Source organism: Butyrivibrio sp., from assembly GCF_017433805.1.
Classification (GTDB): domain Bacteria; phylum Bacillota; class Clostridia; order Lachnospirales; family Lachnospiraceae; genus Butyrivibrio.
Window position 1 is genome coordinate 225,638 of the sequence record NZ_JAFRGN010000036.1, and the last position, 12,174, is coordinate 237,811.

Annotated in this window: 12 protein-coding genes; all 12 read right to left on the reverse strand. The window is 43.1% G+C overall.

Features of this window, described 5'->3' with window-relative positions:
- Positions 1–81: 81 nt before the first annotated feature.
- The 12 genes from IJI01_RS09870 to IJI01_RS09925 all read right to left on the reverse strand — a co-directional run bounded on the left by IJI01_RS09870 (position 82) and on the right by IJI01_RS09925 (position 12,120).
- Positions 82–1,422, reverse strand: coding sequence for an MATE family efflux transporter (locus IJI01_RS09870; protein ID WP_292189494.1), 1,341 nt, complete (start codon positions 1,420–1,422; stop codon positions 82–84).
- A 189-nt stretch (positions 1,423–1,611) separates the two neighbouring features.
- A complete protein-coding gene (gene argS, locus IJI01_RS09875) occupies positions 1,612–3,381 on the reverse strand; it encodes an arginine--tRNA ligase (protein WP_292189496.1) in 1,770 nt (589 codons plus the stop codon).
- A 105-nt stretch (positions 3,382–3,486) separates the two neighbouring features.
- Positions 3,487–3,948 carry a hypothetical protein gene (locus tag IJI01_RS09880; RefSeq protein ID WP_292189498.1) on the reverse strand — a complete coding sequence of 154 codons (462 nt, stop codon included), beginning with the start codon at positions 3,946–3,948 and terminating at the stop codon, positions 3,487–3,489.
- Complete coding sequence (locus tag IJI01_RS09885; RefSeq protein ID WP_292189500.1) at positions 3,941–4,651, reverse strand: epoxyqueuosine reductase QueH; 711 nt, start codon at positions 4,649–4,651, stop codon at positions 3,941–3,943. The genes IJI01_RS09880 and IJI01_RS09885 overlap by 8 nt, the downstream gene beginning before the upstream one ends.
- An 18-nt stretch (positions 4,652–4,669) precedes the next feature.
- The gene (locus IJI01_RS09890; RefSeq protein ID WP_292189502.1) at positions 4,670–6,163 is read right to left on the reverse strand and encodes a shikimate kinase; all 1,494 of its coding nucleotides are present in this window, start codon (positions 6,161–6,163) and stop codon (positions 4,670–4,672) included.
- Between the two features lie 137 nt (positions 6,164–6,300).
- On the reverse strand, positions 6,301–6,729 hold the full coding sequence (locus IJI01_RS09895) for a hypothetical protein (protein ID WP_292189504.1): 429 nt from the start codon (positions 6,727–6,729) through the stop codon (positions 6,301–6,303).
- Between the two features lie 129 nt (positions 6,730–6,858).
- Positions 6,859–7,617, reverse strand: a complete 759-nt coding sequence (locus IJI01_RS09900) for an ABC transporter ATP-binding protein (protein WP_292189507.1) — start codon at positions 7,615–7,617, stop codon at positions 6,859–6,861.
- 19 nt (positions 7,618–7,636) lie between these two features.
- Positions 7,637–8,437: an ABC transporter ATP-binding protein gene (locus IJI01_RS09905; protein ID WP_292189510.1), complete on the reverse strand. Its 801-nt coding sequence runs from the start codon at positions 8,435–8,437 to the stop codon at positions 7,637–7,639.
- Positions 8,428–9,243, reverse strand: coding sequence for an ABC transporter permease (locus IJI01_RS09910; protein WP_292189513.1), 816 nt, complete (start codon positions 9,241–9,243; stop codon positions 8,428–8,430). Before IJI01_RS09910 ends, IJI01_RS09905 begins: the two co-directional genes overlap by 10 nt.
- 21 nt (positions 9,244–9,264) lie before the next feature.
- Positions 9,265–10,209, reverse strand: a complete 945-nt coding sequence (locus IJI01_RS09915) for an ABC transporter permease (RefSeq protein ID WP_292189517.1) — start codon at positions 10,207–10,209, stop codon at positions 9,265–9,267.
- Positions 10,210–10,288: 79 nt separating this feature from the next.
- The gene (locus IJI01_RS09920) at positions 10,289–11,893 is read right to left on the reverse strand and encodes an ABC transporter substrate-binding protein (RefSeq protein ID WP_292189520.1); all 1,605 of its coding nucleotides are present in this window, start codon (positions 11,891–11,893) and stop codon (positions 10,289–10,291) included.
- Positions 11,894–11,928: 35 nt separating this feature from the next.
- Positions 11,929–12,120 (reverse strand): hypothetical protein, encoded by a 192-nt coding sequence (locus tag IJI01_RS09925; RefSeq protein ID WP_292189526.1) that lies wholly within the window; start codon positions 12,118–12,120, stop codon positions 11,929–11,931.
- Positions 12,121–12,174: the final 54 nt, after the last annotated feature.

Sequence of the window (12,174 nt, forward strand, 5' to 3'; positions counted from 1 at the left end):
TTTATACGAAAATTTACTACACCCTAATTATATTGGAGATAAGATTCTTATTTAATTAAAAAACCATTAAAAGACTAATAACTATTCGACAACTTTGTGAATCCATTTTCCGCTGGCAAATCTGATAGTAAAAATAATGCCTCGGATTGCCCAATCTGCAAACATTCCGATCCACACACCCATTGCACCCATACCAACCACGCGGATAAGGAAGGTAGCAAGGGTAACTCTGCAAAGCCACATGGTAAGTGTAGCGATTATCATTGAGAACTTAACGTCTCCAGCTGCTCTCATGGCATATGGAGTAATGAAAGATGGCGCCCAGAGCAGTGGCTTGGCTATAGTGATCCAGCCCAGCATGTAAATGCAAAGCTTAGCACTATCTGGTTCCATGTGAGCAAGGATAGTTACTGGTCTTGCAATAGCATAGGTAAACAGACAGCTCGCCAGTATTGCAATGTAGCCCCATCCTATCATCTTCTTGGTGTAGTAGATGGCTTCATCCTTCCTGCCTGCTCCAAGACACTGACCAGTTATGGTCATGAGACCTATACCAACTCCAATACCCGCAACACCGTTGACGTTCTCAAAGATATTGGTCATAGCCTGAGCTGCAATCGCCATTGTACCAAGGGTTGATACAGATGACTGAATAGCCAGCTTACCAAACTGGAACATGGAATTCTCTATACCGTTTGGAATACCCATTCCAAGGATACGTTTGATCTTGTCAAAATCAGGTCTGATATTGTGATACTGCCTGATGAAGATTTCCTGATTATCTCTGCGAAGAAGCCATAACAGTACAACTGCAGAAAATACTCTTGAAACCAGAGTAGCAATAGCTGCTCCGTAAACTCCAAGCCCAAATACATAGATAAGAACCGCATTACCAGCCACGTTCAGAATATTAGAAACAATGGCTACGTTCATAGGAAGTCTTGTATTGGACTGAGCCCTGAATATGGCACTTCCGGCCGCAGCCAGAGATATTCCAGGGTAAGACAGAATAGTCAGGATAAAATAGATACTAGCTGCCTGATAAACATCTGCATCTATCTGTCCAAATATTCCTCTAAGGAGCTGTCCTCTGAAAAGAAGACAGATCAGCATAACAGCAAGAGATATGAAGGCAGATACCAGAATAACCTGTCTGGCTGCCTCATTAGCTCTTCTGATGTCCTTCTGGCCAATATAAGTTGAACAGATGATAACTCCACCTGTTGCAAGGGCATTAAAAGCCTGAACTACCAGATTGTTGATGGAGTCAACGAGGGATACACCGGAAAGAGCCGCTGCTCCTACGTTGCTGACCATCATGGAATCAGCCATTCCCATAAGGGAGTTCAGAAATTGTTCAGCTATAATAGGAATCAGCAACAGGAGAAGTTTCCTGTTGCTGAACATGTGATTTTGATTCATTATATATACCCACTACTTATGAGCGATATTACGGATTGCTCCGCTTCGCTCACGCAATCCTACGTCCATTCGGAAATCGACCTACTCACTTCGTTCGTATGTCTTCTTTCCTCATGTCCGTTATGTCATCGAGGTTTCAAGTATATGCATGCGAGCATGCATACTTGAAGCTTCTCTTCCATATATCGCTCACATCCTCTCAGGTGCACTAAATCCAAGAAGGTCTATACCTGTCTCAAGTACCTTGAGTGTTGTGCTAAGAAGTGCGATATAGCTGCTCTTCTTGTCTGCATCTGTCTCAGCGAGGATCTTGGTTCCGTGATAGAAACTGTTAAATGCATTACTAAGATCATAGATATATGCACAGATTCTGTTAGGAGAAAGATCTCTTGCTGCGCTCTCTACTGCATCAGCAAATCTTGTAAGCTGAAGCATGAGCTCCTTCATAGCAGGGCTGTCTGGGTTACCGAGCTTGGCTTCCTTGACGTTACCGCCCTCTGCCTCGTATTTCTTGAGGATTGATTTGATACGAACCATAGTGTAGAGAATGTATGGGCCTGTATCTCCCTCAAAGGAAGTGAATTTATCAATATCAAAGATGTAATCCTTGGCTGGTTGGTTGGAAAGATCACCATACTTAAGAGCTGAAAGAGCTATCTTGTGTGATGTATCCTTAGCCTCCTCTTCACTGATGTCAGGATTGCCTTCCTTGATTCTGTTGTACATCTTGTCATCAATCTCGCCGATGAGCTTCTCAAGACGCATAACGCCGCCTTCTCTTGTCTTGAAAGGCTTGCCATCTGAGCCATTCATTGTACCAAAGCCTACGAAATGAAGCTCTGTCTCAGGCATAACAAGCCTGGTCTTGCGAGCGCATCTGAAGACCTGTGTAAAGTACAGCTCCTGTCTCTTATCTACTACGTAGATAATTCCAGCTGGATGCTCACCATCCATACGCTGCTTGATTGTAGCAAGGTCAGTTGTGTTGTAAAGTGAAGCTCCGTCTGACTTGAGGATCATACATGGAGGAATCTCCTTGGTATCTGTCTCCTCTGCAACGTCAACAACAAGTGCTCCCTGGCTCTCATGAGCATAGCCATGAGACTTCATGTAATCTACCATTCCTGGGATAGTCTCGTGTGCATCAGACTCACCCTTCCAAAGATCAAAGCTTACACTAAGCTTGTCATAGTTCTTCTTAAGGTCTGTAACTGAAACATTGAGGATGTGGTGCCAAAGTGCTCTGTATGGCTTGTAACCATCCTGAAGAAGCTTGGTTGCTTCCATAGCTTCTGCCTTGAAAGCCTCGTCCTCTTTGGACTTCTTGCTGGCTGCAGGATAAATCTCCTCAAGCTCTGTAACAGTAAATGGTGCCTCCTTAGGGTAAGCACCTGTATAATCAGGATCAAAGTAGCACAGATCTGGCTTCCTCTCCTTGAGACCTGTAATAACAAGTCCCATCTGAAGTCCCCAGTCTCCAAGGTGAACATCACCGATTACCTTGTTACCTGTATATCTAAGGATTCTCTTAATACTCTCACCAATTACTGCAGAACGAAGATGTCCTACATGAAGAGGCTTAGCAACGTTTGGTCCGCCATAATCTATGATATATGTAGGCTCGTGACCTGGCATTGTAACGCCCATGTGCTTCTCGTGGAGCATTCTAACGATATAGCTTCTTGCGAAGTCTCCGCTTACTGTGATGTTGAGGAATCCAGGCTTAACAGATTCAACCTTGTCAAACATGTCGTTACCCTGAAGTTTCTCAGCCACCTCATCAGCAATGATGAATGGAGCCTTGCCATATTTCTTGGCACCAGCCATAGCACCATTACACTGATACTCGCACAGGTCAGGTCTGTTAGAGATAGTTACCCTTCCGAGCTCCCTATCATATCCAGCTGCCTCAAATGCATCTCCTACTTCTTTAGAAATTAGTTCAAGTACTTTTTCCAAAATCTAACCTTCTTTCTTATCTAAAGTAGCTATCCAAATAGCTAATATTTAATCACAATCTACAAGATTCTACCAAATAATTACTTATACATCAACAAGCTATTTTTATAGATCAAATATCTCCATAAGTTCATAGATAAAATCTGAGAATTCTGCTGAAGAATAGGTACTAAGGATACCAAAGAGCGCAACCAGAACACCTATTCCTATTAAAAATGAAATAACTGCATTAGCTATAAGACCTATCAAAAGCCCCTTAGCTATACTATTCTTGGGATACTTAACTCTTGTAATGATCAGAATAACAATTGCTGCAATAAATAAAAGGATGTTAAAGCTTGATGGAACGTAAGGCATATCAACAAACCTTTCGGCCGACATAATGAGCATGCTGATTGCCGGGAAAAACTTGGAAATGCACATACATATAACCGCTGCCAAAATATATTTTTTAGCTATTGGGTTATTATTGTCATCTGCCATGCTATAAGGTGTCACCATTATGATCTTCTGCTGTGGTGGCATCATCTGTGATGTATACTGCTGATCGAACTGCTGATTATCCATTTTCTTTTCTCTCCTCTTTTTCTCTTTCCCTCTGAGCCTTGGAAAAACTGCATCCGCAGAAATCCTGCCTGTACAGATCAAATCTATGGGACAATTCTATAGAGCGCTTATACCCGTTCTTTTTCTTAAAGTCTGATGGAAGGAAGTTTACAGTGCCTTTACCCTCTGTATTAATTCTCTCCGCAGCAAGCTCTCCAACTTCGTTCAGCACATCGGCGTTTTTGAGAGGGCTGATAGTAAGAGTCGTGGTAAAAAACTCAAAGCCCTTATCCCTTGCTATTCTGGCTGTCTCGTCAAGTCTAAGTTCAAAACACTTCCTGCATCTGTCGCCGCCCTCAGGGCAATCCTCATAGCCCTTGACCGCGCTGAGGAAATCTCCAGGGACATAATCCCCTTCCATGATTTCAATGCGTCTGGCTCTGGAATCTGAATTCATCCCTTCAAAGTTCCCATCCTCGACCTGTTTGTTGTACTCAGCGATAAGTCTCTTTTCCTCTTCAACTCTTTTCCTGTACTCACGCTCTTCTGTGATATTAGGATTGTAGAAAAAGACTGTAACGTCAAAATACTCTCTAAGATACTCCAGACAGTATGACGAGCACGGTGCGCAGCACGCATGTAAAAGAAGCTTGGGTGCCCTTTCCTCTTTTTCAAACTCCGCTATTTTGTTCTCTAATTCTTTGGAATAATTTCTTTTGTTCATATCTTCTAATTTCTAATATCAAAAGACGATTCCAAGTCCCTCAATGATCTTGTCAGCGATCTGTGATGGGGTAAGCTCATCAGTATCTATTATATAATCAGCCGCGAGCTCATAAATGTTGCCACGTTCCTCCTGCATCTTACGAATTTTCGCAAGAGGATCCTCAGTCTTAAGTAGTGGCCTCGAATCGTCAAACTTAACTCTCTCATAAACTGTCTCAGGCTTGGTGCGAAGGTACACTACCTTTCCAAGCCTTCCAAGAAGCTCTCTGTTCTCCTCTCGAAGTGGAAGCCCTCCTCCAAGTGAAATAACCATTTCTCTGAAATGCTCGCTGGAAGCGGTCTCCAAAAGAGCTGTCTCCATATCCCTGAAGGACTCTTCGCCCTCAGTGGCAAATATATCATTGATGCTGCGACCTTCTGCCTCAACAATGGCAGCATCGGTATCAAGAAGCTCAAGTTCAAGCTTATCTGCAAGGATCTCAGAAACAGTGGTCTTGCCACTTCCCATAAATCCCTCAAGAATAATATTGCGAGCTCCTGTAACCTCCATTACAAGTGACTTGTAGATCTCATCAGCCTGTTCCCTGCTGATACTGATCTGAGCCTCATATCCCTCGCTGGTAGCACCGTTAAACCACAGCTCATAGGCATCGATTGCCTGATATAACAGCATCTTAAGACCAGAAACCACCTTGGCACCAGCCTCCCCTGCCAGCTTCATGAACTTGGTATCAAGTGGTCTGTATACCATATCTATTCCAACGCTGACGTGCTGGTAGAACTCCGCATCCTCGATAACAGCACTGTTAACATCCGGGAAAAGACCCACTGACGTACACTGAAGCGCTATGAATTTATCTTCCTCAGTATATAAATCCCTGTACTCCTCAAGCCTCATAGGAATAACAATCTGAGGAATATCAGAAGGCTCACCCTCTGCATTTACGCCATCTTCTGTGAGACTATCCTCTCGTCCCATTTCAAAAAGAGCTCTGTTAACTTCATCAGCTACATCTCTTGCTCTTTCAAAGGTTCTGTTGAGAATATATATTCTCCTGGCTCCCTTACTGCCACATAGAAACGCTGAAGGTCTGGCAACTCCGCCAGCTCCAAGGATAACTACAGTTTTACCCTCAAGCTCAACGCCCTCATCCAGCATGGAACGATACAGGCCTGTCATATCTGTGTTATAGCCCTTAAAGCCGCCGCTCTCTGTTCTCACAAGCGTATTAACTGCTCCAATTCCCTTAGCCAGAGGATCTATATCCTCAAGATAGGGAATAACATCGCTCTTATAAGGGATAGTTACGTTAAGTCCTCTGATGCCCAGAGCAAGCGCGCCCTTAATGGCATCGCCGACTCCGCCTTCCGGAACCTCAAAAGGCACATAGACCATATTGATTCCAGTGAGTTCTGACAAACTATTATGTATAAGTGGTGACAGGGTGTGCCTTACAGGGTTACCTATCAGTCCACATACATTCGTATTACCATCAGTAAAATTAGCCATTACAAACCTCCCAGAAGCATGAACTATGACTATTATACTAAATCCAAAGTCACTTCTGCCATAAAAAAATAGAGAAGTTTTCCTTAGAAAACTTCTCTGATACGTCTATTATGCTGGTTTCTATAACCCTTCTCAGATCACAGCTTGATAACGATACCGTCGTCTGTACCTGCGATGATATTGCTCGGCTTACCTGTAAGATCCTTGCCACCTACAAAATACTGGTACTCATGAAGGATCTTATCCCTCTGCATTCCGGATATTGCCTGCTTCATATCTTCTGATGCAAGGCCCTTCTCTCCGAAAAGATCTATAGATGAACTGTCGTACATACCAAAGGAAATGGCCACATTCTCGATGGAGGCATTTTCTCTGGAAGGAAGCTCCTCAATAGAAAGATCCATACCCTTCTTGGGCTCTTCTACCTTGGCTTCTACTGGCTGCTCTGGTGCCTTCTGAGGGGCTGCCTGAGGAGCCTGTGTACCCACCTTGATGTTATTATCTACTGCGGGAGGAATATTGTAAGCATTATAGTTACCAAAGCCATTAAGTCTATCTAATGCCATGTCCCTCTCCTTTCCAATAAAAATAACACAATGAGTTTCAAAGTATATATCGGAAAAACAAAACTATACTTAATAGTATTATACTATATTTAGTAGGTTTTATAATATTTTAATACTAATTTCAAGTTTTTATCTGGTAATTCCTGCAGCCTTAAGGAGCTGTCTTGTGTACTCAGCCTGAGGATTTCTATACACATCCCTGGTAGCGCCATATTCCACAACTTTGCCATTTTTCATGACCATAACATGATCACTTATCTGATAAACAACTCGAAGGTCATGAGATATAAAGATAATGGAAATACCATGTTTCCTGTGAAGGTTATCAAGAAGCTCCATGATCTGTGCCTGAATTGTTACATCAAGAGCTGAAACAGGCTCATCAGCAATGAGAAGCTTGGGCTCACGCATAAGCGCTATTCCAATGCAAACTCTCTGTCTCTGACCACCAGATAGCTGAGAAGGATATCTGTCCAGCATGCTGATGGGGAGCTCAATCTCCTGCATGATCTCTTCTACTCTCTTGCGACGTTCTTCCTTGGTCCAGGTACGCTCCTTGTCAACCTTGAGAGGTTCCTCTAAGAGCCATCCGATCTTCTTGGCAGGATTAAGGGAATTGTAAGGATCCTGAAATACCATCATAGGCCTTCCGTACTTCTGCCAGATCTCGCCCTGATAGTCCTTATTGATACCAACGATAGCTCTTGCAAGCGTAGATTTACCACAGCCCGACTCACCAGCTATAGCCAGTACTTCTCCCTCTTCCATGTCAAAAGAAACATCGAAAAGAGCCTGTATTTTCTTGTTTTTCCTGGAAAAGAGCTTGCGCTTTCTGTTCTTGTAAAAGACATTAAGCCCAGTAACTCTTAATACTTTTTCTTTTTCCATCTGTTAAATCACCAATCTATCAGTTATCCAGATCAATCTTGGGTATCGCTGCTATAAGCTTCTTGGTATAGGTGTGTCTTGGTCTTGAGAAAACAGTCTTGGTATCTCCAGACTCAACAATATTGCCCTTCTGCATTACTATTACTCTCTCGCAGAGCTGACTCACAAGACTAAGATCGTGGGAAATAAAGATGATAGAGGTTCTCTTTTCCCTGTTGATCTTCTTGAGCAGTTCAACGATTTGCGCCTGAACCGTTACATCAAGGGCGGTTGTAGGCTCATCAGCTATCAATATCTGCGGATTACCTATCATGGCAGCTGCGATCATAACTCTCTGTCTCATACCACCTGAGAGCTCGTGAGGATACATGAAGTACACCTCCTCAGCATTCTCAAGGCCAACGTCTCTGAGCATTGCGATGGCGCGCTCTTTGCGCTCCTGCTTCTTGATCTCAGGGTGGTGGATTCGAAGCGGTTCCTCCACCTGCCAGCCAATTCTTTTAACCGGGTTAAGACTTGTCATAGGCTCCTGGAAGATAATGGAAATCTCATCCCCCTGGAAAGACCTCAATGTCTTTCTATCGCAGGTCAAAAGGTCGTGGCCTTCGAACATGATCCTTCCTGTCTTCTTGATGGCATGTCTGTTAAGGAGACCAGCAATTGCCAGGGCGCTCATACTCTTACCTGAGCCAGACTCGCCAACTATTCCAACAATCTCGCCATCAGCAAGCATAAGGTCAAAATCCTCTACTGCTGTCTCAGGAGAATCTGAATCATGAAATTCTATATGGAGATCAGTAACATCAAGAATTATTTCCATCTCTTAATCCCCTCTCCAAGGAATGCAAAGCCTAGTACCATCAGTACGATAACAATACCAGGGCACAGAACGTAGCTGGGTCTTGTGAACATGTACTGCTGCGCATCTGACAGCATACGTCCAAGACTTGCGTAAGGAGGCTGTGAACCAACTCCAAGGTAGGAAAGACCAGCCTCAGCCAGAACTGCGTTGTTAAAACCAATAAGTATTGATGAAGCCAACACTCCCTTGATATTAGGAAGTATGTGCAAAAAGATCATTCTGAAATCCGAAACGCCTTGGAGACGTGCATTCTCTATGTAGTCCATATTCTTGCACCTGAGAACTTCGCCTCTTACAATTCGTGCAAAGCTAGGCACAAAGGCTATTCCAAGAGAAATGACAAGCTGAGGCCAGCCAACACCGAATACACTGACGATTACCAGCGCCAGAAGGATACTAGGAAAGGCAAAAAGAGCATCAATAACTCTCATTGTGACCTCGTCGATCATTCCACCGTAGTAGCCTGTGATTGAGCCAATGATAGTGCCAACACCTGCTCCGATGATAATGGTTCCGATAGCGATCATAAGTGTTACTCTGCTACCGTACATAACTCTGCTAAACACATCGCGTCCCATGTTGTCTGTTCCCATGATGTGGCGAAGAGATATGCCCTGAAGTTTCTCTGAAGCACTCATCTTTGTAGGCTCATAGGGCATCCAGAAAAAGCCGACGATTATCATAAGGAGAATCAGTCCCATGATAATGCCGCCAATAAATACATATGGATTTTTCAGTAATTTCTTAAGTTTGGAATTATTCATGTCTAGTTTATTCCTAACTATTTAGTCATCTATATCAATTCTAGGATCGATGATCCTGTAAATTATATCCACAAGGAAATTAGTACCAATAACGATAATGGCAATACCCATGATGATTGCCTCAACTACAGGATAGTCTCTGTTACTGATACTGGACAACAGTATACGGCTGATGCCAGGGATATTGAATACCTGTTCAATAACGATACTGCCTGCAACCATATCTGCTAGCGCCATTCCAAGGAAGGTGATAACTGGGATCATGGCGTTTTTAAGAACGTGTCTGTAGAGAACACCGTTTGTATTATTACCCCTTGAATATGCTGTTCTCGCATAATCTTTGCCCGATTCATCTATGAGATTACCTCTTAGCATCTTGACTGTCATGGCAATCTTGGGAAATGCAATGGCAACTGATGGGAAAAGGAGATATCTCAGGAACCCTCTGACGTCATCTGTGTAGGACACAAAGCCTCCAGGGGTAAAGAACTTAAATATCATTCCAAATATAAAGGTGATCAAAATACCTGAAAAGAAAGGTGGAATGGCCATAATAACCTGATTGACCACAGTAATGGTCCTGTCAAGAATACCATTCTCATACTTGGCTGTGGCAATGCCCACAGGAATAGAAATAACAACTGTAAAAAGAAAAGCAAGAAGTCCCAGTGTAAGTGTTATAGGAATCTTACTAAGAATAAGGCTTGCTACTGGAACACTGTAGGTATAGGAAGTTCCAAAGTCTCCCTGCCAGAAAGCTACAAACCATCTAAAATATCTGACAAGAACGGGATCATTAAGTCCCATCTTCTCTCTTGTCTGAGCAACAAGCTCAGGTGAAGCCTCAAGTCCCAGCATACGAATAGCTGGATCTCCAGGCAATACATTAAAAGCGAGGAATACGCATAGTGAAACCACTATCAAAGTAACAATCGTAGATGAAAGTTTTTTGAGTGTGTATTTCATATGCATATTCCCCGCTAGCATTTTTTACTTATATTATATATGCAGGAATACCTGTTGTGTATCAGTATTTATCTGCATTTTACTGTGCTGGTCTGATCTTGGCGATATCCTGCACATAAAGAGGATAGAAAACATATCCTGTAAACTTCTTGTTGAGTACTACAAACTCAGGAAGGTCCTGAATGTATACGCTGGCAGCTTCCTGTGAAAGGATTGTCTCGCACTCTTTGTAGTATTTGGTCTTCTCAGCATCATCTGTAGCTGCTGATGCATTAGCATAAGCTGCATCGAAGTCTGCGCTGTTGAAGTTAACGAAGTTCTTGCCGTTATCTGAAACGTATCTTGAAAGAAGAGCTGATGCTGAAAGTGTTGATGCATCAATACCTACTACTGTAGCCTCGTACTCTCTTCCTGAGTAAACATCGCTTACCCATGAGTTCCATTCTATCTCCTGAATATTAGCTGTTACGCCAATAGCCTTGAGCTCCTCAGAAATAACCTGAGCTGTGTCAACGTGCTGACCATAGTTGGATGGAACTGTGATTGTAAACTCAAAGCCGTTTGGATATCCAGCCTCTGCAAGAAGAGCCTTGGCCTTGTCTACATCTGTGTTGTATGTATCGTTGAGTTCAGGCATGTAGTACTTGCTGAATGCAGGGAACATAGCACTTCCTACCTCTGTTCCAGCACCCTCAGATACGAAATCCATGATCTCCTGTGGGTTAACTGCATAGCAAAGAGCCTGACGAACCTTAACATCATCAAAAGGCTTAACTGCGTTGTTGAGGTAAAGAGCCTGAACAAGGTTCATTGTTCCCTCGTAAACCTCGAACTTGTCTGAAAGCTGTGCAACCTGAGTAGGTGTTACACGAGCCATCATGTCAATTGAACCGCCCTCAAGGTCGAGAACGATTGCATCCATATTGGCCTCAATCTTGAATACTACATCCTTGATATAAGCCTTCTCTCCCCAGTAATCATCGAATCTTGTTACTACGAAGTTCTCCTGAGGTGAATTGGAAACATACTTGTATGGGCCTGTTCCAATAGGTGTTGTCTCTGGATGTTCGTTAGCTGCTGGGATAATAGCTACTGTGAGCTGTGTAAGGAAATCTGAATCAGCATCCTTAAGCACAACCTCTACGTGGCTGTCATCAAGCACATTTACACTGTCAATCTTGCCGTAAGCCTTGATAAGTGGCTCACTTCCGTCTACGCCCATATTACGCTCAAGGGAATATTTGATATCCTCTACTGTAACATCGCTTCCATCATGGAACTTGATACCATCTCTGAGTGTAAAGGTGTAAACCTTACTATCTTCTGAAATCGTATACTCACTGGCTACAGCAGGGTTAAGATTACCATCTGAATCAGCCTTAACGAGGCCTTCAAAAATGTTGTAGAATACTTCTCTTGTTCCTGCTCCTGTTGAATTGTGAGGGTCAAGACCATCGATATCCTGAGGTATTCCTACGGTAAGCTTAGAAAGATCATCCGTTGTCTCTGTAGAAGCAGCTGTCTCTGTACTGGTCACTGTATCAGTGCCTGTCTCTGCGCCTGTCTCTACCTTAGCGGAATCTCCTGCCTTGTCACTTGAGCATCCACTCAATGCAACAGTCAGTGTTGTTAACACGACCATCAGAAGTGCACTACCTGTCCTTCCAATTTTCTTCTTCATCATGTTAAAATCTTCCTCCTATTCAATTACTTGCTGCTCTATAGAAAAGAGTCAGCGAACGTGATGCACTCCTCTAGCATCACATTGAAAATATAAGACTTTGACAAGAAATTGTCAAGCATAATATTATCCGCCATATTAACGCCAACAGTTATAAGCTGCTGAAGCGCAATAGGCAGTGCAAAAGCTACAAGTGTAGTGTAAAACTTCTTATCCCTTACAAAAATCATTTCTTACCCCATCCCCTTAAATTATCTTAATCGAGTAGGCCAAGTGGCTTTACA

Excerpts from the sequence above, each read along its gene's own strand:
- IJI01_RS09870 (WP_292189494.1), bottom strand. The coding sequence starts at position 1,422 with ATGAATCAAAATCACATGTTCAGCAACAGGAAACTTCTCCTGTTGCTG.
- IJI01_RS09880 (WP_292189498.1), bottom strand. The coding sequence starts at position 3,948 with ATGGATAATCAGCAGTTCGATCAGCAGTATACATCACAGATGATGCCA.
- IJI01_RS09885 (WP_292189500.1), bottom strand. The coding sequence starts at position 4,651 with ATGAACAAAAGAAATTATTCCAAAGAATTAGAGAACAAAATAGCGGAG.
- IJI01_RS09890 (WP_292189502.1), bottom strand. The coding sequence starts at position 6,163 with ATGGCTAATTTTACTGATGGTAATACGAATGTATGTGGACTGATAGGT.
- IJI01_RS09895 (WP_292189504.1), bottom strand. The coding sequence starts at position 6,729 with ATGGCATTAGATAGACTTAATGGCTTTGGTAACTATAATGCTTACAAT.
- IJI01_RS09900 (WP_292189507.1), bottom strand. The coding sequence starts at position 7,617 with ATGGAAAAAGAAAAAGTATTAAGAGTTACTGGGCTTAATGTCTTTTAC.
- IJI01_RS09905 (WP_292189510.1), bottom strand. The coding sequence starts at position 8,437 with ATGGAAATAATTCTTGATGTTACTGATCTCCATATAGAATTTCATGAT.
- IJI01_RS09910 (WP_292189513.1), bottom strand. The coding sequence starts at position 9,243 with ATGAATAATTCCAAACTTAAGAAATTACTGAAAAATCCATATGTATTT.
- IJI01_RS09915 (WP_292189517.1), bottom strand. The coding sequence starts at position 10,209 with ATGAAATACACACTCAAAAAACTTTCATCTACGATTGTTACTTTGATA.
- IJI01_RS09920 (WP_292189520.1), bottom strand. The coding sequence starts at position 11,893 with ATGATGAAGAAGAAAATTGGAAGGACAGGTAGTGCACTTCTGATGGTC.
- IJI01_RS09925 (WP_292189526.1), bottom strand. The coding sequence starts at position 12,120 with ATGATTTTTGTAAGGGATAAGAAGTTTTACACTACACTTGTAGCTTTT.